21 protein-coding genes are annotated in these 20,401 nt (G+C 64.8%); 13 read left to right on the forward strand and 8 right to left on the reverse strand.

Annotated features, from left to right (window positions below; all coding sequences use genetic code 11):
• Positions 1 to 41: 41 nt before the first annotated feature.
• Positions 42 to 1,166: an aminodeoxychorismate synthase component I gene (locus tag IQ24_RS06070; protein WP_145396914.1), complete on the forward strand. Its 1,125-nt coding sequence runs from the start codon at positions 42 to 44 to the stop codon at positions 1,164 to 1,166.
• Entirely contained in the window at positions 1,124 to 1,759 is a 636-nt protein-coding gene (locus tag IQ24_RS06075) for an aminotransferase class IV family protein (RefSeq protein ID WP_145396915.1), read from the forward strand. Before IQ24_RS06070 ends, IQ24_RS06075 begins: the two co-directional genes overlap by 43 nt.
• On the opposite strand, the gene IQ24_RS06080 is transcribed toward IQ24_RS06075, so the two are convergent.
• The 3 genes from IQ24_RS06080 to IQ24_RS06090 are packed head-to-tail and all read right to left on the reverse strand — an operon-like array spanning position 1,724 to position 3,764.
• Positions 1,724 to 2,740: a glutathione S-transferase family protein gene (locus IQ24_RS06080; RefSeq protein ID WP_145396916.1), complete on the reverse strand. Its 1,017-nt coding sequence runs from the start codon at positions 2,738 to 2,740 to the stop codon at positions 1,724 to 1,726. The genes IQ24_RS06075 and IQ24_RS06080 overlap by 36 nt on opposite strands.
• A gap of 10 nt (positions 2,741 to 2,750) precedes the next feature.
• A complete protein-coding gene (locus IQ24_RS06085) occupies positions 2,751 to 3,074 on the reverse strand; it encodes a GNAT family N-acetyltransferase (RefSeq protein WP_145396917.1) in 324 nt (107 codons plus the stop codon).
• A gap of 42 nt (positions 3,075 to 3,116) precedes the next feature.
• Positions 3,117 to 3,764 (reverse strand): GNAT family N-acetyltransferase, encoded by a 648-nt coding sequence (locus tag IQ24_RS06090; RefSeq protein WP_145396918.1) that lies wholly within the window; start codon positions 3,762 to 3,764, stop codon positions 3,117 to 3,119.
• Between the two features lie 250 nt (positions 3,765 to 4,014).
• On the opposite strand from IQ24_RS06090, the gene IQ24_RS06095 reads away from it, so the two are divergent.
• The 10 genes from IQ24_RS06095 to paaZ all read left to right on the forward strand — a co-directional run bounded on the left by IQ24_RS06095 (position 4,015) and on the right by paaZ (position 14,061).
• The gene (locus IQ24_RS06095; protein WP_145396919.1) at positions 4,015 to 4,932 is read left to right on the forward strand and encodes a LysR family transcriptional regulator; all 918 of its coding nucleotides are present in this window, start codon (positions 4,015 to 4,017) and stop codon (positions 4,930 to 4,932) included.
• A 195-nt stretch (positions 4,933 to 5,127) separates the two neighbouring features.
• Positions 5,128 to 6,021 carry a PaaX family transcriptional regulator C-terminal domain-containing protein gene (locus IQ24_RS06100; protein WP_145396920.1) on the forward strand — a complete coding sequence of 298 codons (894 nt, stop codon included), beginning with the start codon at positions 5,128 to 5,130 and terminating at the stop codon, positions 6,019 to 6,021.
• A 144-nt stretch (positions 6,022 to 6,165) separates the two neighbouring features.
• Entirely contained in the window at positions 6,166 to 7,371 is a 1,206-nt protein-coding gene (gene pcaF, locus IQ24_RS06105; protein ID WP_145396921.1) for a 3-oxoadipyl-CoA thiolase, read from the forward strand.
• Between the two features lie 17 nt (positions 7,372 to 7,388).
• The gene (paaA, locus tag IQ24_RS06110) at positions 7,389 to 8,387 is read left to right on the forward strand and encodes a 1,2-phenylacetyl-CoA epoxidase subunit PaaA (protein WP_145396922.1); all 999 of its coding nucleotides are present in this window, start codon (positions 7,389 to 7,391) and stop codon (positions 8,385 to 8,387) included.
• A 68-nt stretch (positions 8,388 to 8,455) separates the two neighbouring features.
• A complete protein-coding gene (gene paaB / locus IQ24_RS06115; RefSeq protein ID WP_145396923.1) occupies positions 8,456 to 8,740 on the forward strand; it encodes a 1,2-phenylacetyl-CoA epoxidase subunit PaaB in 285 nt (94 codons plus the stop codon).
• Positions 8,740 to 9,516, forward strand: a complete 777-nt coding sequence (gene paaC, locus IQ24_RS06120; RefSeq protein ID WP_145396924.1) for a 1,2-phenylacetyl-CoA epoxidase subunit PaaC — start codon at positions 8,740 to 8,742, stop codon at positions 9,514 to 9,516. Before paaB ends, paaC begins: the two co-directional genes overlap by 1 nt.
• 5 nt (positions 9,517 to 9,521) lie before the next feature.
• A complete protein-coding gene (paaD, locus tag IQ24_RS06125; RefSeq protein WP_145396925.1) occupies positions 9,522 to 10,046 on the forward strand; it encodes a 1,2-phenylacetyl-CoA epoxidase subunit PaaD in 525 nt (174 codons plus the stop codon).
• 34 nt (positions 10,047 to 10,080) lie between these two features.
• Positions 10,081 to 11,157 carry a 1,2-phenylacetyl-CoA epoxidase subunit PaaE gene (gene paaE, locus IQ24_RS06130; protein ID WP_145396926.1) on the forward strand — a complete coding sequence of 359 codons (1,077 nt, stop codon included), beginning with the start codon at positions 10,081 to 10,083 and terminating at the stop codon, positions 11,155 to 11,157.
• Between the two features lie 8 nt (positions 11,158 to 11,165).
• Entirely contained in the window at positions 11,166 to 11,918 is a 753-nt protein-coding gene (locus IQ24_RS06135; RefSeq protein ID WP_145396927.1) for a Phenylacetic acid catabolic protein, read from the forward strand.
• Positions 11,919 to 11,997: 79 nt separating this feature from the next.
• A complete protein-coding gene (gene paaZ / locus IQ24_RS06140) occupies positions 11,998 to 14,061 on the forward strand; it encodes a phenylacetic acid degradation bifunctional protein PaaZ (protein ID WP_145396928.1) in 2,064 nt (687 codons plus the stop codon).
• A gap of 39 nt (positions 14,062 to 14,100) precedes the next feature.
• Here the strand turns inward: paaZ and IQ24_RS06145 are convergent, their stop codons facing one another.
• From IQ24_RS06145 to paaG, 5 genes are all read right to left on the reverse strand, one after another.
• Complete coding sequence (locus tag IQ24_RS06145; protein ID WP_145396929.1) at positions 14,101 to 15,189, reverse strand: AI-2E family transporter; 1,089 nt, start codon at positions 15,187 to 15,189, stop codon at positions 14,101 to 14,103.
• Positions 15,190 to 15,324: 135 nt separating this feature from the next.
• Complete coding sequence (locus IQ24_RS06150) at positions 15,325 to 15,924, reverse strand: TetR/AcrR family transcriptional regulator (RefSeq protein WP_145396930.1); 600 nt, start codon at positions 15,922 to 15,924, stop codon at positions 15,325 to 15,327.
• Positions 15,925 to 16,031: 107 nt separating this feature from the next.
• On the reverse strand, positions 16,032 to 17,342 hold the full coding sequence (gene paaK / locus IQ24_RS06155) for a phenylacetate--CoA ligase PaaK (RefSeq protein ID WP_145396931.1): 1,311 nt from the start codon (positions 17,340 to 17,342) through the stop codon (positions 16,032 to 16,034).
• 27 nt (positions 17,343 to 17,369) lie between these two features.
• A complete protein-coding gene (gene paaI, locus IQ24_RS06160) occupies positions 17,370 to 17,801 on the reverse strand; it encodes a hydroxyphenylacetyl-CoA thioesterase PaaI (RefSeq protein WP_145397109.1) in 432 nt (143 codons plus the stop codon).
• 5 nt (positions 17,802 to 17,806) lie between these two features.
• Entirely contained in the window at positions 17,807 to 18,601 is a 795-nt protein-coding gene (gene paaG, locus IQ24_RS06165) for a 2-(1,2-epoxy-1,2-dihydrophenyl)acetyl-CoA isomerase PaaG (RefSeq protein WP_145396932.1), read from the reverse strand.
• Positions 18,602 to 18,723: 122 nt separating this feature from the next.
• On the opposite strand from paaG, the gene paaN reads away from it, so the two are divergent.
• Positions 18,724 to 20,376 (forward strand): phenylacetic acid degradation protein PaaN, encoded by a 1,653-nt coding sequence (gene paaN, locus IQ24_RS06170; RefSeq protein WP_145396933.1) that lies wholly within the window; start codon positions 18,724 to 18,726, stop codon positions 20,374 to 20,376.
• Positions 20,377 to 20,401: the final 25 nt, after the last annotated feature.

The raw sequence follows: 20,401 nt of genomic DNA on the forward strand, positions 1-20,401 counted from the left end.
GCAGGGGCCTGTGCTATCGGGGGCGGAACACGGAGAACGACTTGATCTTTTGCGAATTTGGCCCCTTGGGCGAACCGGTCCGCTTCGGCACACCGCGCGCGCTTGTGACAGCAGAGCGCGTCGAAGAGGTGCTGCCTGCGCTGGCGCGGCTGGAGCAGGCGCGCCGTGACGGGGCTTGGGTCGCGGGGGTCATCGCCTATGAGGCGGGCTTCGCCTTCGAGCCGCGCCTTGCGCCGCTGACCCCCCGGATGGACCAGCCGCTGCTGGCCTTTGGCATCTATGACTCGCCTCCCGAACCGGCGCAGATGCCGCCCCCCGGCAAGGCGGCGCTGGAGCCGATCCGGCCGCTGATCTCGAAAGACGACTATCAGGCGGCCTTTGCCCGCACGCAGGACTATATCGCGGCGGGCGATTGCTATCAGATCAACCTGACCTTCCCGCTGGAAACCCGGCTGACGGAAGGCACGCCGCTGGAGCTTTACGGGGCGCTGGCCGCGCGCCAGCCGGTGGGCTTTGGCGCCTTTGTCGATCTGGGCGTGGGGCCGGTGATCGTCAGCCGCTCGCCCGAGCTGTTCGTGCGCCTTGACGCCCATGGCGCGATCGAGACGCGGCCGATGAAGGGCACCGCCCCGCGCGACCCTGACCCCAAGCGGGACGCGGAACTGGCCGCTGCCCTTTCGCGGTCGGAAAAGGACCGGGCCGAGAACCTGATGATCGTCGATCTGCTGCGCAATGACATTGCCCGGATCTCGACCGTGGGGTCGGTGCGGGTGCCCGAGCTGTTTGCCGTCGACAGTTTCGCCACCGTCCACCAGATGAGCTCGCGCGTGGTGGGCCAGCTGGCCGAGCCCGCGAACCTGCCCGATCTGATGCGGGCGCTGTTCCCCTGCGGCTCGATCACCGGCGCGCCCAAGATCCGCGCCATGCAGATCATCCACGAGGTCGAGCCCTTCGCACGCGGCATCTATTGCGGCAGCATCGGCTGGATGGCCCCCGATGGCGCGGCGGCCTTCTCGGTGGCGATCCGGACGCTGGCGATCTGGGACGATGGCCGGGTGAGGCTGAACGTGGGCGGCGGGGTCGTGCAGGATTCGACCGCCGCCGGCGAGTGGGAGGAAGCCCTATGGAAAGCGCGCTACGTGCAGGATCTGACGACCCCGCTCTGAGGCTGATCGAGACGGCGCTTTGGGACGGCGCGGCCTGTCCGCGCATCGAGGGGCATCTGGCGCGGCTGACCCGCAGCGCCGCGCGGCTGGGCTGGCCCTGCGATGCGCAGGCCGCGCGCCTCGCGCTGGCCGGCCCTGCGGGGCAGCCCGCGCGGCTGCGGCTGACGTTGGACCGGCAGGGCGGGCTTGAGGTCACGCAAGCGGCCTTGCCCGCCTCGCGCCCCGAATGGCGGCTGGCGCTGGCCCCTACACGGCTCGACGCCGCCGACCCCTGGCTGAGCGTGAAATCAACCCGCCGCGCGATCTATGATGACGCCCGTGCCGCTTTGCCCGACGGCATCGAGGAACTGCTGTTCCTGAACCAGCGGGGCGAGGTCTGCGACGGCACCATCACCTCGGTCTTTTTCGACCGGGGGCAGGGGATGCGCACGCCGCCGCTCTCCAGCGGGCTGCTGCCCGGCGTCCTGCGGGCCGAGTTGATCGCGCAAGGCCGCTGCCACGAGGAGGTGCTGCTGGCCGCCGACCTGCCGCAGGTGCGGCTATGGGTCGGCAATGCGCTACGCGGGCTGATGCCGGCGATCTGGCTGGGCTGAGCGCAGCCGGTCCCGACCGTGCGGCGCGTCCCAGTCGATGACCGGGTTGATCGGGATGATCCGGTTCGGGTTGATGGTCGCGTGGCTGTAGTGATAGTGCCGCACGATATGCCCGAAATCGACCGTCTCGGCGACGCCCGGCCATTGGTAAAGCTCGCGCGTCCAGCCCCAGAGATTGGGGTATTCGCGCAGCCAGGCGCGGTTGCATTTGAAATGCGTGTGATAGACCGGATCGAAGCGGACAAGCGTGGTGAAGAGCCGCCAATCCGCTTCGGTCAGGCGGTCGCCCGTCAGATAGCGGTTGCGCGACAGCAGATCCTCCAGCCAGTCCAGACTGTCGAAGAGCGGCCCGATCGCCTCATCATAGGCGGCCTGCGTTGTGGCAAACCCGGCCTTGTAGACGCCGTTGTTGACCGTGTCGTAGATGCGGCTGTTCAGCGCGTCGATCTTGGCCCGCAGATCCTGCGGCCAGTAGTCGTCGCGGTTGCCGGTCAGCCCGTCGAAGGCGCTGTTCAGCATGCGGATGATCTCGGACGATTCGTTCGAGACGATGGTCTGCTGTTCCTTGTCCCACAGGATCGGCACGGTCACCCGCCCCGAAGCCTTGGGATCGGCCCGCAGATAGATGTCGCGCAGATAGGGCAGACCATAGAGCCGGTCTCCGGTCGCGCCCGGGAAATCGGTCCGGAACTCCCAGCCGTCCGCCAGCATGTCGGGATGCACGGTTGAGACGTCGATATGCGCATCCAGCCCCTTGATCCGGCGATAGATCAGCGCCCGATGCGCCCAGGGGCAGGCGAGGCTGACGTAAAGATGATAGCGTCCGCTGACGGCGGGAAAGCCGCCCCTGCCGCTGGGGCCGGGGCTGCCGTCTGGCGTGATCCAGTTGCGCCAGCTGGTCTCGGACCGCTGGAACCGTCCGCCCGAGGCGTCGGTGTCATACCATTGGTCGTGCCAGACCCCGTCGACAAGCAGTCCCATGCCGACCTCCTCAGACGCTGGGGTCTTCGCCGGGGGCGGTCGTGAACAGGTCCGACCACTCCGGATGGCGCGCATATTGCGCCCGGACATAGGGGCAGAGCGGGATGATGCGGAAGCCGCGCGTGCGGGCATCGTCCAGCATGAAACGCAGAAGCGCCGGGGCCACGCCCTTGCCGGACATGCTTTCGGGCACGCCCGTATGATCGGCGCTGATCTGGTCGGGGCCGCGCTGGGTGAAGGTGATCTCACCCTCGCCGTCGATGCCCTCCAGCCGGGCGACATAGCGACCGTGGCGGTTGTCGGTCTGTTCGCGGGTGATGGTGATCTCGCTCATCCTGTCCTCCGTAAGGGGAAACGCGGCGGAAATGCCTTCGCATCAACATGGCCGCGAAACGGCGGTTGCGGAAGGGCGGGAATGCCTGACAGAGTGTTCGGCCTGACCGAACGCGTCGGCGGTGGGCGGGTTGATCGACGCGAAGAGCCCATAGCGGACGGTTGAGCGTTCGTATAAATAGCGTGCGACCATACGTCTGAACACATCATTGAGGTAGGCTTGGTCATGGATACGGAAGTGCGTGGTCCCGACCTTTTCGAAGCCCTGTTTCAAGTAGAACGCTATTGCTGGCGTGTTCTCGGAATTGGTCGTCAACCAGACCGATGGGGCCTCAACAGACTTTGCATAGAGTAGGCCCTGCTCAAGCAGCCCCCTTCCTAATCCTCTGCCATGATGGCGCGGCTGAACGTAAAGGGTCGAGATCTCCAATGTAGAACAGCCCGTTACTGGGGCTACCTTGCCTTGGGTAATACGAATGAATCCATCTAGCCCGTCCTCGTTCTCGGATACGATGACATGCTCGCGCGGATCTTCGAGAATGGCGGTCAGCTTGGGCGCTGTGAACTCGTTTAGGGCGAATTCTGCGAAAAATGTATCTACGCCCCGCCTGATATAGGTTCCTAGCCAAACCTCGATTGAAATTGCGGCAAGGATCGGCGCGTCAGATGGGCGCGCTAGGCGAAAGCTCATGCTTCTTGTCCGACATCATTGATGTTTCCCGGAGTTTAGGGCTGTTGGCCAGCGGCAGCAATGTCGCGCATAGCGGACGCTCGGCACCTGGCACAGTGGGTCAGTTTTGGCGGGCAGATGGGATGGAGGTGCCTGACGACGCTGCACGGCAGGCACAGAAATAGTAAGTCAAGGAACCCTGAAATCTGCCAGTACTACTGCCGTGCTGTTCCGTCTAGGCGAACGCGAAAGGCGCGGCTAAGCTTCCGGCATGCATTACACGCTTGAAGAAATAACGACATTCCTGACCGTCATGGAGCTTGGCACCGTCACGGCGGCTGCGGCGCGTCTCAACCTGTCGAAATCGGTGGTCAGCAAGCGCATCTCGGATTTCGAGCTGACGCTGGGTGCCGCGCTGTTTCGCCGCAATGCCGGGCGGATCACCCCGACCGAGGCGGCGCTGCGGCTGGCCAATCGCCTGCGCCCGGCGCTGGCCGAGCTGAACGCCGCCGCCGAAAGCGCGGCCTGGGGCGGCGATTCGCCCGAGACCCTGCGGGGCCGCCTGTCGATTGCCGCGCCGATGACCTTCGGCACCATGTATTTGTCGGGGATCATTGCGCGTTTTGCCCTTCAGCACCCCGAGCTGGAGCTGCGCATCGACTACGACGACCGCGCCCGCGACCTGCAGCGCGACGGCTTCGACCTTGGCATCCGCATCGGACGGACCCGCGACACCGCGCTGATGCAGCGCAAGCTGTGTGACGACATCTCGATCCCCTGCGCCAGCCCGGCGTTTCTGGACCGCTATGGCCGCCCCTCCGAGCCTGCAGATCTGGGGGGCATGCCGGTGATCGGCTATTCCTATGTCTCGAACAGCGACACTTGGCAGTTCCGGCAGGGCGAGGAGGTGATCACGCCCGCCGTGCGCGAAACCGTCAGCGTCAACAATGGCGAGGCCATGCGCGATCTGGCCATCGCGGGGATCGGACTGGCCTATCTGCCACGCTTTATCGTGGCGGCCGCGCTGGCCGATGACCGGTTGGAGCGGGTGCTGCCCGACACCGAGCCGCAGGTGATTCCGATTGTCGCCGTCTGGCCTCCGGTCCAGCCGATGCCCACCAAACTGCGCCGGTTGATCGATCATCTGGCCGCCGAGTTTGCCAGCGGCGCGCCCTGGTCGCAGGACTAGGATCGGGGCGGGCGTCCTGACCCGTTACGCTTTGAGCCTATACACCTGATCTGCGTCAGGGAATGGGGCTGTATCCGCAGCCTCGTGATGCTGCTTGTGCTGTCTATGCGACAATTTTCGCCGAAGGCATCACGTAATTCTAGAAAATTTCCACACTTCGTGTCACATAGGATCTGCGCACAGGAGGGTTGTCACATGCAGGTTCGCGATTCGCTGGGAAATGGGTTGGGCATTCTGACTCAGGTGGATCAGATTCTGACAGGATCGGCGCCCCGCGCGACACGGTTCATCGTCACTGTTTACGGTGATGTGGTGGAACCTCGGGGCGGCACGCTATGGATGGGCACGCTGATCGAAACCTGCGCCAAGCAGGGCATCAGTGAAAGCCTGGCGCGTACCGCTGTTTCCCGTCTGGTTTCGGCTGGACAGCTTGTCGGAGAGCGTGACGGACGGCGCAGCTTCTACCGCCTGACGGCCCTTGCGCGGCGCGAATTCGTGGATGCCGCGCGCGTTCTTTTCGCCCCTCCGCCACATGCGAAGGGCTGGCTGATTGCGCAAAGCGACGGGGCTGTTACATCTGGCAATGGATGGGCGAAATTGAGTGATGCTTTGTCCATCGCGCCGGACCGGATGGACCTGCCGCAACCCGAGGGGCTGGTCATGCGGGCCGAGGCTGTGGCCGGTGCCGGGCATCTGCCTGATCTTGCCGCGAGTTATTGGGATATTGCAGCGATTGCAGATGGATACGCGCAGGTGAACCTGCGCTATCAGCCGCTTTGTGATGCGGTCGATGCGGGATACAGCCCGGATGGCGCGCAGGCGCTGGCGCTGCGGCTGCGGCTGGTCGACGATTACCGCGCGGTCGCGCTGCGCGATCCTCGCTTGCCGCTGGCGGCTCTGGGTGAGGCCTGGCCGGGGCTGGCCTGCCGCAAGCTGTTCGTGAAGCTTTATCGTGCGCTTTCCCCGGCGGCGGATGCTTTCGTGGGTGAGAGTTTTCTGGATTCGACTGGACCGCTGCTGGCCGTCTCGGAAGGGTCGGGCCTGCGGCTGGAGCGTCTGGGGGTCGAGGCGCAGCGCCTGTCGAACTGATCGGCGTGGTCTAGATCAATAGATTACACATAGTGGCAATAATTTATTTGACTGTAATGTTTCGGCGGAGTATACATTGACCAATCGGTCACCGAATTGAGTGGAGCAATCGGAGACCTTCCAGATATCAGTAGGGAGTTTGGCATGACCGAAGCCTATATCTGTGACGCGGTGCGCACACCCATCGGCCGTTATGGTGGGGCGCTGGCCTCGGTCCGTGCGGATGATCTGGCCGCTTTGCCCCTGAAAGCCCTGATGGAACGCAATCCCGGCGTGGATTGGTCGGCTGTCGACGATCTGATCTTCGGCTGCGCCAACCAGGCGGGTGAGGACAATCGCAACGTCGGTCGCATGGCGATCCTGCTGGCAGGCATGCCGGTTTCGGTGCCGGGCACGACGGTGAACCGTCTTTGCGGCTCGGGCATGGATGCCATTGGCATGGCGGCCCGCGCGATCCGGGGTGGCGATTGCGATTTCGTCATCGCAGGCGGCGTCGAAAGCATGACGCGGGCGCCCTTCGTGATGCCCAAGGCGGAAACCGCCTTCTCACGCGCCAATGCGGTCTATGACACCACCATCGGCTGGCGTTTCCCGAACCCGGCGCTGCACAAGGCTTTCGGCACCCATTCGATGCCCGAAACCGCCGATAACGTGGCCGCCGATTACAACATCAGCCGTGCCGATCAAGACGCATTCGCGATCCTCAGCCAGCAACGCTGGGCCGCGGCGCAAGCGGCGGGCGTCTTCGCGGATGAGATCGTCCCGGTGACGATCCCGCAGCGCAAGGGCGACCCGATCGTCTTCACCACCGACGAACATCCGCGCCCGCAGACGACGGTCGAGGCGCTGGCCAAGCTGAAGGGCGTGAACGGTCCCGACCTGACCGTGACGGCCGGGAACGCCTCGGGCGTGAACGACGGCGCGGCGGCTTTGGCGATCCTCTCGGCAGAGGCCGCGAAGGCGCAGGGCCTGACGCCCAAAGCGCGCGTAGTTGCCATGGCTGCGGCGGGTGTCGAGCCTCGGGTCATGGGCATCGGGCCGGTTCCGGCGGTGCGCAAGGTTCTGGCGCGTGCCGGGCTTAGCCTTGCCGATATGGATGTGATAGAATTGAACGAGGCCTTCGCCGCGCAGGGTCTTGCCGTGCTGCGCGAACTGGGCCTGCCCGATGATGCCGGGCACGTGAATGCGAATGGTGGGGCGATTGCCATTGGCCATCCTCTGGGCATGTCGGGTGCCCGGCTGGTCACGACGGCGATGTATCAGCTTCACCGGACCGGCGGACGCTATGCCCTTTGCACCATGTGCATCGGCGTGGGGCAGGGCATCGCCATCATCATTGAACGCGTCTGAAAGCGGAGGACCGAACCATGTATGCACAGTTGGTCAAGACCGAGGGGATGAAGTCGCCCGAGGACATGACGCCGGAAGAGCGCGCCTTCCAGGATCGCATCGACCGCAATGAAAAGATCGAGCCCAAGGAATGGATGCCGGACGGCTATCGCAAGACGCTGATCCGCCAGATGGGCCAGCACGCGCATTCCGAAATCGTCGGTCAGCTGCCCGAGGGCAACTGGATCACCCGCGCCCCAACGCTGGAGCGCAAGGCGATCCTGCTGGCGAAGGTGCAGGATGAGGCTGGTCACGGCCTTTACCTCTACTCGGCCGCCGAAACGTTGGGCGTCAGCCGCGACGAACTGCTGGAGATGCTGCATTCCGGCAAGATGAAATATTCGTCGATCTTCAACTATCCGACGCTGACCTGGGCCGATATCGGCGCCGTGGGCTGGCTGGTCGATGGCGCGGCGATCATGAACCAGGTGCCGCTGCAGCGGACGTCCTATGGTCCCTACAGCCGCGCGATGATCCGCATCTGCAAGGAAGAAAGCTTCCACCAGCGTCAGGGCTACGACATCCTGATGAAGATGTGTTCGGGCACGCCCGAGCAGAAGGCGATGGCGCAGGATGCGCTGAACCGCTTCTGGTATCCCTCGCTGATGATGTTCGGGCCTTCGGACAAGGACTCGGTCCATTCGGCGCAGTCGATGGCCTGGAAGGTCAAGATGAACACCAATGACGAGCTGCGCCAGAAGTTCGTCGACCAGACCGTCCCGCAGGCCGAATATCTGGGCCTGACCGTTCCGGATGAACATCTGAAATGGAACGAGGAAAAGGGCGGCTATGATTTCTCGGAGCCCGATTGGGACGAGTTCTTCGCCGTCATCGCCGGCAACGGCCCCTGCAACGCCGAGCGTCTTCAGGCGCGGGTTGATGCCTGGGACAATGGCGCGTGGTTCCGCGACGGGCTGATGGCCCATGCCGAAAAGGCCGAGGCGCGCCGCGCCAGCGCCCGCATCGCGGCCGAGTAAGATTGCGGGCGCGTCCCTCGCGCCCGATCCCCCCCTAGCCAAATAACCCAAGCCTTGGGAGACACATCATGTCGAATGAATGGCCCCTCTGGGAGGTCTTTATCCGCGGTCAGCATGGCCTGAACCACCGCCATGTGGGCAGCCTGCATGCGCCGGACGCCGAAATGGCGATCCGCAATGCCCGCGACGTCTATACCCGCCGCAATGAGGGCGTCTCGATCTGGGTCGTGCGCTCGAACGACATCACGGCCTCGTCGCCCTCGGACAAGGGTCCGCTGTTCGAGCCGTCGAATTCGAAGGTCTATCGTCACCCGACCTTCTTCGATATCCCCGAAGAAATCGGACATATGTGATGGCTGCCGCAGCACCTGCGACCGGGACGGTCGCGCAGGCCGAATGGCTGCAGCGGGTCGGTGACAACTGCCTGATCCTGGGACATCGCGTGTCGGAATGGTGCGGGCATTCCCCCGCGCTTGAGGAGGACATCGCGCTGGCCAATACCGCGCTGGACCTGATCGGCCAGTGCCAGCTGTGGCTGGGCCTTGCCGCCGAGGTCGAGGGCAAGGGCCGCAGCGCCGATGACCTGGCCTTCCTGCGCGACGCGGGCGCTTTCCGCAACGTCCTGCTGGTCGAGCGTCCGAACGGCGATTTCGGTCAGACCCTGATGCGGCAGTTCCTGTTCGACGCCTGGCACCATGAGTTCCTGAAGGCGCTGAGCGACTCCTCGGACCCCCGCGTGGCCGAGATTGCCGCCAAGGCTTCGAAGGAAGTGGCCTATCACCTTGAGCGTTCGGCCGATCTGGTCGTGCGTCTGGGCGACGGGACCGAGGAAAGCCACGAGCGCATGCAGAAGGCGCTGGACGCGCTCTGGCCCTATACGGGCGAGCTCTTCATGGCCGATGCGGTCGACGCCGAGATTGCGGCGGCAGGCATCGCCCCCAGCCCCGACAGCCTGAAGGACGGCTGGCTGCGCACGGTCAAAGCTGTGCTCGACGAGGCGACGCTGGCCGTGCCCGCGGAAGGCTGGCAGCACAAGGGTGGCAAGAAGGGCGTTCACACCGAACACCTGGGCTATATCCTGGCCGAGATGCAGTTCCTGCAGCGCGCCTATCCCGGCGCCACCTGGTAAGCGCCATGCAGGCTCCGGCTCATCCCGATACGGATCAGGTCTGGCGCTGGCTTTCCGAAGTGCCCGACCCCGAGATCCCGGTTATCAGCCTGACCGATCTGGGCATCATCCGCGATGTCCAATGGCAGGATGACACGCTGGTCGTGACGGTGACGCCCACCTATTCGGGCTGCCCCGCCACCTCGATCATCAACCTTGATATCGAGACGGCCCTGCGTGAACGCGGCATCGACAAGCTTCGGCTGGAGCGGCAATTGTCGCCGCCCTGGACCACCGACTGGCTGACCGAGGAGGGGCGCGAGAAACTGCGCGCCTACGGCATCGCGCCGCCCATCGACGGCACGGCGGCGGACGGGGTTCTGGCGGGGCGCATCGCGCGGCTTGCGGGCACCTCGAACCTGACGGTCGCCTGTCCGCGCTGCGGCTCGACCCATACCGAGAAGCTCAGCCAGTTCGGCTCGACGCCCTGCAAGGCCAGCTATCGCTGCAAGGACTGTCTGGAACCCTTCGACTATTTCAAATGCATCTGAGGATGCCACCGACCCATTAGGCAGGAGCCCATCCATGGCACGCTTCCATCCGCTGAAGGTCACCGATGTGCGGCGCGAAACGCGCGACGCGGTCGTCGTGACGCTGACCCCCCGGGACGAGGACCGGGCGCTGTTCGACTTCACCCAAGGCCAGTACCTGACCTTCCGCCGCAGCTTCGACGGCGAGGAATTGCGCCGGTCCTATTCGATTTGTGCGGGCAAGGACGAAGGCGTCCTGAAGGTCGGCATCAAGCGCGTCGATGGCGGCGCCTTCTCGACCTGGGTGAACGAGAACCTGAATGCCGGGGACGAGATTGAGGCGATGCCCCCGATGGGCAAGTTCTTCACCGCGCTCGAGCCGGACACCGAAAAGCACTATCTGGGCTTTGCGGGCGGATCGGGGATCACGCCGGTCCTGTCGATCATCAAGACCGTGCTGACGCGTGAGCCGAAGTCGCGCTTCACGCTGGTCTATGCGAACCGCCAGATCAGTTCGATCATGTTCCGCGAAGAACTTGAGGACCTGAAGAACACTTATCTGGGGCGGCTTTCGGTCATCCATATCCTCGACAGCGAGGCACAGGACATCGACCTGTTCACCGGTCGCGTGGACGCCGAAAAGATGAAGGCGCTGTTTGAACACTGGATCGACGCGGGCTCGGTCACGACCGCCTTCATCTGCGGCCCCGAGCCGATGATGCTGGCCATCGCCCAGTCGCTGCGCGATCACGGGCTGGACGACAGCCAGATCAAGTTCGAGCTTTTCGCCTCAAGCCAGCCGGGCCGCGCCAAGGCGCGCGCCGTGTCGCAGGCCCAGGCCGACAGCGGCAATGCCATCGAGGCGACGGTGACGCTGGACGGCTCGACCCGCAGCTTCACCATGGCGCGTAACGGCCAGACCGTGCTGGACGCCGCCATCGCCAACCACATTGACGCGCCCTATTCCTGCAAGGCGGGCGTCTGCTCGACCTGCCGCTGCAAGGTGCTGGAGGGCGAGGTCGAGATGGAAGTGAACCACGCGCTGGAAGATTACGAGGTCCGTGCCGGTTACGTCCTGAGCTGTCAGGCCGTGCCGCTGAGCGACCGCGTCATCGTCACCTACGACGAATAAGTGAGGTTATCATGGATACGATGAATATCGACGACTACCTTGCTCAGGGCGGGGTGCTGACCTCTCCGGACAACGTGCCCGCGCGCTATCGGGGCGAGTTGCTGCGGCTGATGGCGTCCTTCGTGGACAGCGAACTGGCGGCTTCGGCCGGGTTCGCGGCCTCGATCAACTTCGCGCCCGGCATCAAGGAGCGCATCGCCGCCAGCCGCATCACGCTGGAAAAGGCCGATCACGCCGAGCGGGTGCTGAACGTCATGGCCGATTTCGGCACCGACACCGACCGCTATCAGGCGATGCACGACTGGGCCTCGCGCGTGGAACGCGACGCGAGCCTAGATGCCGCGCGCCGCGACGGCGACATGCGCCTGTCGGTCTTTCACTATCCGCTGTCCAGCTGGGACGACGCGGTGGTGATGAACGTGCTGATGGGGCTGGCCACGCAGGTGCAGCTGACCGAGCTGACGCGGCTGTCCTATGCGCCGCTGGCCGAGGTCTTCCGCGAGATCGCGCCCCGCGAACGCCGCCATATGGAGCTGGGTATCGAAGGGATCGAGAAGCTGGCGACCGGTGGCGACAAGGCTCGTCTACGGGAACTCATCGCCTATTGGCGTCCGCGCGTCGCCGCGACCTTCGGCAGCCTGAACTCCAGCCGCTTCGAGACGCTGTCGCGGTTCGGCCTGCGCCGCACCCCGAATGAAACCCTGCTGTCACGCTGGCAGCAGGACCTGGATGCCTTGCTGGACCGGCTTGGCCTCAATTGACCCGGCCGGAGCGGTGCCGCGCGGGCGCGCCTGACTGGCGCGCGCCGGCACCGACCGGCAGATGAAAAAGGAAACGCCCATGAACGCGACGATCCGCCCTGCGCGCCGTCTTGAAAGCTATGTCTGCGGCCAGTGGACCCCCGGCGCAAAAGAGGGCCAGCCGCTGCTGGACGCCTCGACCGGAGAGCTGGTGGCGCATATCGATTCCTCGGGCCTGAACTTTGCCGAGGTTCTGGAGTTTGGCCGCAGCGTGGCCAGCCCCAAACTGCGCGCCATGTCCTTCCACGAACGCGCCGCCATGCTGAAGGCCCTGGGCCTGAAGCTGATGGAGCAGAAGGAAGAGTTCTACACCGAAAGCCTGCGCACGGGGGCCACGCGCTCGGACGGGTGGGTCGATATCGAAGGGGGCATCGGGACGATGCTGACCTTCGCCTCGAAAGGGCGGCGCGAGCTGCCGAATACCCGCGTGCTGGTCGATGGCGATGTCGAGCCGCTGTCGAAGGACAACAGCTTTTCGGCCCAGCACATCCTGACGCCGCTTCAGGGCGTGGCCGTCCACATCAACGCCTTCAACTTCCCCGTTTGGGGCATGCTGGAAAAGATCGCGCCGACCCTGCTGGCCGGGGTGCCCTGCGTGGTGAAGCCCGCCAGCCAGACCGCCTATCTGACCGAGCTGGTGGTGCGCCGCATCATTGAAACCGGCATCCTGCCCGAAGGTGCGCTGCAGCTGATCTGCGGCTCGGTCGGGGATCTGCTGGACCATGTCACGGGGCAGGACGCGGTGACCTTCACCGGCTCGGCCTGGACGGGGCAGAAGCTGAAGCAGCATCCGGCGATCATCCAGAATTCGGTCCGCTTCACCATGGAGGCCGACAGCCTGAACTCCTCGATCCTTGGCCCTGATGCGGTGCCGGGCACGCCCGAGTTTGACCTGTTCGTCAAGGAAGTCGCGCGCGAGATGACCGCGAAGGCCGGGCAGAAATGCACCGCCATCCGCCGCGTCATCGCGCCGCGTGCGCTGACCGAGGCGCTGGTTGCCGCCATTGGCGAGCGTCTGGCCAAGACCGCCGTCGGCCTGCCGGGCGATGAGGGCACGCGCATGGGCCCGCTGGCCTCGATGGATCAGCGCGACGAGGTGCGCCAGCGCATCCGCGATCTGCAGGCCGATGCCGAGATCGTGGCGGGCGACCCCGATGCGGTCAACGTCGCCTCGGGCGATGCCGAGAAGGGCGCGTTCCTGAACCCGGTGCTGCTTTATTGTGACAAGCCCTTCGCGGCCACTGCGGTCCATGATGTCGAGGCCTTCGGGCCGGTGTCGACGGTCATGCCCTATGACAGCCTTGATGAGGCGGTCGAGCTGTCGCGCAAGGGCAAGGGCTCGCTGGTCAGCTCGCTTTTCACCGATGATCCGAAGGTCGCCGAAGAGGTGGTGCTGGGCATCGCCCCCTATCACGGGCGGGTGCTGATCGGGAACCGGGCCTCGGCCAAGACCTCGACCGGGCATGGCTCGCCTCTGGCGGGGCTGGTCCATGGCGGGCCGGGTCGCGCGGGCGGCGGCGAAGAGATGGGCGGCATGCGGGGCGTCAAGCATTACATGCAGCGCACCGCCGTGCAGGGCACGCCGCGCCTTCTGTCGGCTGTCACCGGTCGCTGGATCGAGGGGGCCGATGCCACGCAGGGCGAGCATCCCTTCCGCAAATCGCTGGCCGAACTGAAGATCGGAGACCAGCTGGTCACCGCCAAGCGCACCATCACGCTGGAGGATGTCGAGCATTTCGCCCATTTCACCGGCGACACCTTCTATGCGCATATGGACAGCGAGGCTGCCAAGGCGAACCCGTTCTTCGACGACCGCGTGGCGCATGGCTATCTGATCGCGTCCTTTGCGGCAGGTCTGTTCGTGGAGCCGAACCCCGGCCCGGTGCTGGCGAACTTTGGCGTCGACCACCTGCGCTTCCTGACGCCGGTCTATTTCGGCGACACGCTGCAGGTGCGGCTGACCTGTAAAGAGATCAACCCGCGCGCCACCGCCGAACATGGTGAGGTGCGTTGGGACTGTCAGGTCACCAATCAGGACGGGGCGGTCGTCGCGCAATATGACGTGCTGACCATGGTCGCGAAAAGCTGGCCGCCTGCCGCCTGAACGCCTTCCAAATGCAAGTGATTGCGCCGGGCCCTGACCTCAGGGCTCGGCGGTTTCGTCTGCGGGAAGGGGCAGGGTAGGGGCATCGGCCTTGGCCTCGATGTAGAGCCGCCAGACGGCCAGGAACAGCGCCGCGACCAGCGGGCCCACGACGAAACCGTTGACCCCCAGCACCGCCAGCCCGCCCAGCGTCGAGACCAGCACCAGATAGTCGGGCATGTTGATCTGCCCGCCGACCAGTCGCGGCCGCAACAGGTTGTCGACCAGGCTGATGACGAAGGTGCCGACCAGCAGCAGGATGATGCCCTTACCGACTGCACCGGTCATCAGCAGATAGATCCCGATGGGTGCCCAGATCAGCCCTGCGCCCACCGCCGGGATCAGCGACAGCACCGCCATCACCACGCCCCACAGGATCGGCGCGCCAATGCCCAGAAACCACAGCGTGACGCCGCCGATGGCACCCTGAATGGCGGCGATGATGATATTGCCCTTCACCGTGGCCGTCACCACCGAGGCGAAGGTGTTCAGCAGCACATCGGTCTGGCGCGGCGTCAGCGGGCTTGCGATCCGCAGCGTCTGCGACAGCTGCACCCCGTCGCGGAACATGAAGAACAGCAGGTACAGGGCCACGCCGAAGGCGATGGTGAAGCCAATGGCTCCCTGGCTGAAGGAATAGAAGCCTTTGCCCATGAATTGCAGCACGTTCTCCAGCACGGTGCTGAAGCGGGCCGCGACCTCGGAGGCGGTGGGCAGGTTCAGCCGGTCCAGAAGGTTGTGAACGCTGTCGGGCAATGCGGTCCAGGCGCGGTCCAGCATCGAGGCGATGTCGGGCGGTGCGCTGGTCAGCATCTGATAGGCCCGGGCGGCCTCGGCCGCCAGCAGGCTGACCAGCATGATGAAGGGGATGACGACCAGCAGAATACAGATCATCACGCTGATGAAGGCCGCAAATCCGGGCCTGCCCCGGGTCCATCCAAGCGCGCGCAGATACAGCGGATGGAACAGGATCGCCAGGATCACCGCCCAAAGGACCGCGCCATAATAGGGCCGGATGACGGCAATCAGCATGACGCTGGCAATGACCATCACCGTGATGAAGGCGGTCGAGATGCGGTAGGACGCCATGGCGATCTCCTGCTGAGGGGATGCGGCGGGGCCGCAGACCTTGGGGCAGGCTAGCCCGATTGGCGGGCCATGTCAGCCGCTTGCAGCGTATGGTGGCGGCAGGGCGCCCAGATCGCTGCGGCAGGCGTGGCGGATTTAGCGCACGGCCTTGATGCCTTCGAGGATCAGCGTGGTCGCCACGTCGGCATAATCCTCGCGGCTGATGCGGCCGCCGTCGCGGAACCACATATAGACCCAGTTCATCATGCCAAACAGCGACATGGTCACCGGCATCAACAGCGGGCGCTGCTTCTGGTCCAGATCGGGGTTCAGGTCATGCAGCACGGTCGAGAAATGGCGCACGATCCGCCGCTCGATCTTGGTGATCTCGGCGCGCTGTTCGTCGCTCAGCGCGGCGGTGGCGTTCAGCTGGACCTTGTGTTCATTGTCCGCGCCCCGATAGCACTCCAGCACCGTGCCGACCAGCTTGCGCAGGCGCTGCTCGGGCTGCAGGCTGGGGTCGTCGGCGGCCGAAATCTCGGCGTCGAGCTCCTCCAGATGGCCGGTGATGATCGCGAAAATCAGCGCGTCCTTGCTGGGGTAGTAATGATAAAGCAGCGCCTTCGACACCTGAGCATGTGCGGCGATCTGCGACATCGAGGCCTTGTCCATGCCCTGTTCGGCAAAGACCGTGGCGGCATTCTGTAAGATGCCGCGCTGCTTTTCTTCGAAGTCGTTTGCCCGTGTTCGAGCCATTTTGCTGTTCGTCCCGAGGTCTGAGGCGCAGAAATCACGGGCGGCAGGCGCCCGTGACGGCTTCATCTAGCGGTCAATGGCCGAAAAGTCACGGCCGACGTGCCCGATTACTCTTTTGGGCGGTTGTCGACGACGCGCTTGGCCTTGCCTTCCGAGCGCTGAAGCGCGTTCGGATCATGCACTTCGACCTTGGTCGAGACGCCGACGACGCCCTTGATGCGGTGGATCAGATCCTTCGCGGATTTCACGCGGGCGTCGCTGTCGGTGCCGTCGGGCGAGCATTCGACATGGACGATCATCCCGTCCATGCGACCGCTGCGGACCAGTTCGATGTGGAAATGCGGCGCGAGCTGCGGGCATTTCAGGATCTGTTCCTCGATCTGGGTCGGGAAGACGTTGACGCCGCGCAGGATGATCATGTCATCCGAACGCCCGGTGATCTTCTCGATCCGGCGCATCGAGCGCGCCGTACCGGGCAGAAGCCGGGTCAGGTCGCGGGTGCGGTAGCGCACCATCGGCAGACCTTCCTTGGTCAGCGTCGTGATGACCAGCTCGCCCATCTCGCCATCCGGCAGCGGCTCGCCCGTCACCGGGTCAATGATCTCGGGGTAGAAATGGTCTTCCCAGAAATGCAGCCCGTCCTTGGTCTCGACACATTCCATCGCGACGCCGGGGCCCATGATCTCGGAGAGGCCATAGATGTCGACGGCATGCATGTCGAAGGCCTGCTCGATTTCCTCGCGCATCGAGTTCGTCCAGGGCTCTGCCCCGAAGATGCCGACCTGCAGCGAGGATTTGCGCGGGTCGAGGCCCTGACGATGGAATTCATCCAGAATCGACAGCATGTAGCTGGGCGTCACCATGATGACGCGCGGCTTGAAATCGTTGATCAGCGTCACCTGACGCTCGGTCCCGCCGCCCGAGATCGGAACGACAGTGCAGCCCAGACGCTCGGCGCCGTAATGCGCGCCAAGACCGCCGGTGAAAAGGCCGTAGCCATAGGCGTTGTGCAGGATGTCGCCCGGACGCCCGCCGCCCGCGCGGATCGAGCGCGCGATCAGGTTGGCCCAGGTGTCGATGTCATTCTTGGTATAGCCCACCACGGTCGGCTTGCCGGTCGTCCCCGAGGAACCATGGATGCGCGAGAGCTGCTTCTGCGGCACGGCGAACATCCCGAAGGGATAGGTGTCGCGCAGGTCCTGCTTGTAGGTGAAGGGGAATTTCGCGATGTCTTTCAGCGATTTCAGCTCTTCAGGGTGGACATCGGCCTCGATGAAGCGTTTGCGGAAGAAGGGCGAATTCTCATAGGCATGTTTCAGCGAGCGCTTCATGCGGTGGAATTGCAGTGCCTCGATCTCATCGCGCGAGGCGGTTTCGATCGGATCGAGGTCTTTTTGGTTCGGCGTCAGGTCTTCCATGGCTTCCTCCCTCAGAAACGCCCGGGTTCAATTCTGCTGTGGTAGATGCGTGCCCTTCACGCTGCGTGAATGGCCGCGAAATTCGGCGATATGCTCACCCTGCTGGTTGGTGATGCGGACATCGTAGATCCCCGAGCGCCCGCGCAGCGAGACCTCGCGTGCGGTCGCCGTCAGGCGGTCACCGATGCGGCCGGGGTTGATGTAGGTGATCGAGTTCTGCTGCGCGACCGTGATCTGGTTGCGGCTGTTGCAGGCGAAGGCGAAGGCGCTGTCGGCCAGCGTGAAGATATAGCCGCCGTGGCAGTTGCCATGGCCGTTCGACATCTCGGCGGTGATGTCCATGCTGAGCGTCGCCTCGCCCGGGGCGATATTGTCAAGGCTCATGCCAAGGCGCTGGCTGGCGCTGTCGTCGTTCCACATGGCCTTGGCGCAAGCCTCGGCCAGTTCCTGTTCGGTCATGCTGCTCATTTGCCGGTGAACTCCGCCTTGCGTTTTTCCAGGAAGGCCGTGACGCCCTCGGCATAGTCGGCCGAGCGTCCGGCGGTCTGCTGGCAGTCGCGTTCCATGTCGAGCTGCTGGTCCAGCGACTGCGAGGCGGCGGCCTGAATGAGCTGCTTGGTCAGGCCAAGGCCCAGCGTCGGACCTGCGGCCAGCCGCTGGGCCAGCGCGGTCGCCTCGGTCATTAGCTGGTCGTCGGGAAGGGCCTTCCAGATCAGCCCCCAGTCGGCGGCGGTCGTGGCAGGCAGCGGCTCGGCGGTCAGGGCCAGCGCCTTGGCGCGCGGCTCTCCGATGATGCGGGGCAGTGACCAGCTTCCGCCCGCGTCGGGGACAAGGCCAATCTTCGAAAACGCCTGAATGAATTTCGCCGATTCGGCGGCCAGTACGATGTCGCAGGCAAAGGCGATATTGGCGCCCGCACCCGCCGCCACGCCGTTCACCGCGCAGACCACCGGCTTCGGCAGGTTGCGGATCAGCCGCAGCGTCGGGTTATAGAAAGTGTCGAGCGTATGGCCCAGATCGGGCGCAGGTCCGCCCTTGCGTGGATCGCGGTCGCCCAGATCCTGCCCGGCGCAGAACCCGCGCCCGGATCCGGTCAGCAGGACCGCGCGAATTTCAGGCTCGTCATGGGCGCGCTGGATTGCGGCGCGCAGCGCCATGTGCATCTCTTCGTTGAAGGAATTCAGCTTGTCGGGACGGTTGAGGGTGATCTGCAGGACGCCGTTTTCCAGCGTGGCAAGAATCGATTCGGACTGCGTCATGAAGTTGTCTCCCCCTTGGCGGCGCGACCTCCTCGTCGCGTCCTGACATGGTGCTGTAAAAAACTGTTGCATAAACCGACCGGCCGGTCAATGATAATCCTCAGCCATGGGAGGGGGATGCCATGACCGACAATTTCCGACGTCACGAAGCCATGCTGGCGGATGCGCTGGCGGCATTGCAGTCGCGTGCATTCTGGACGCCATTCCCCGAAACGCCCAGCGGAAAGATCTATGGAGAATCCGCGCGCAGCGACGGTGAGGCCGCGTTTCAGGCGCTGCTGGGGGCGGCCTTCGATCTGCCCGGCCATCCCGAAGAACGCCGTCTGGGCGCCGAGGTTTCGCCCTGGGGGCTGGATCTGCGAATCACCTATCCGTCAGCAGGGGCAGGGGCGCTGATTGCGGCCTCGGGCCGTGCCGCCGCGGGTTGGACTGCAGCCACGCCTGCTGAGCGGGCAGGCGTCTGCCTTGAGATCCTGCACCGGCTGAACCGCCAAAGCTTCCTCATGGGTCACGCGACCATGCACACGACCGGGCAGGCCTTTCCGATGGCCTTTCAGGCGGGCGGGCCGCATGCGCAGGATCGCGGGCTGGAGGCCGTCGCCGTCGCCTGGCAGGAAATGATGCGGACGCCCGCGACCGCCGTCTGGGAAAAGCCGCAGGGCAAGGCCGCGCCCATCGTGCTGGAGAAACAGTGGCGGGCGGTGCCGCGCGGGATCTCGCTGGCGATTGGCTGCAACACCTTCCCGACCTGGAATTCCTATCCCGGCATGTTCGCCAGCCTCGTGACCGGGAACACGCTGATCGTGAAGCCGCATCCCGCCGCGATTCTGCCGCTGGCCCTGACCGTGCGCATCGCACGTGAGGTGCTGGCCGAGGCGGGTTTTTCGCCCGATGTCGTCCTGCTGGCGGTGGATGAGGCGGGGGCCGAGATCACCGGCGATCTGATCGCCGCGCCCGAGGTGGCGATCATCGACTACACCGGCTCGAACGCCTTCGGCGATCATGTGCGGGCAAATGCGGGTGGCGCACTGGTCTTTACCGAAGAGGCCGGGGTCAACTCGATCACCATCGCGGGCACCGATGATTTTCGCGGAATGTGCAGCAATATCGCGTTTTCGCTGTCGCTTTACAGCGGCCAGATGTGCACCGCGCCGCAGAATATCTATGTCCCGAAGGGCGGCATCCAGACCGACGAGGGGCCAAAGACGCTGGATGAGGTCGCGGCAGGCATTGCCGGGGCGATTGACGCGCTGCTGGCCGATCCGGCGCGCGCCTCGGGCGTCTGCGGCACCATCGCCAATCCGGCGACGCTGGCGCGGGTGGCCTCGGCGCGCGGCATGGGCGGGGTCCTGCGCGACAGCGCGCCGCTGGCCGAGGGGCGCAGCGCAAGCCCGCTGATCCTGCAGGTCGAGGATGCGCCGGACGGCCCGCACCGCCACGAATGCTTCGGCCCGATCTCGTTCATCGTCGCGGTCGAGGATGCCGATGCGGGCATCCAGGCCGCCGCCGATTTGGCGCGCAGCAAGGGGGCGATCACCGCCGCGCTTTACGACACCGATGAGGCGCGCATTGCGCGTGCCATCGATGCCTTCGCCTGGGCGGGGGTGAATCTGTCGATCAACCTGACGGGCGGCATTTATGTCAATCAAAGCGCCGCCTTCAGCGATTATCATGTGACGGGTGCGAATCCGGCGGGCAATGCCAGCCTGACGGACAGCGCCTTCATTGCCGGGCGCTTCCGCGTGGTAATGTCCAGAAGACCAAAGGCGGCCTGAGAAACCGCCAGATCAAGACCCAATG

The sequence above is a fragment of the Paracoccus sulfuroxidans genome (genome assembly GCF_007830335.1).
Taxonomy (GTDB): domain Bacteria; phylum Pseudomonadota; class Alphaproteobacteria; order Rhodobacterales; family Rhodobacteraceae; genus Paracoccus; species Paracoccus sulfuroxidans.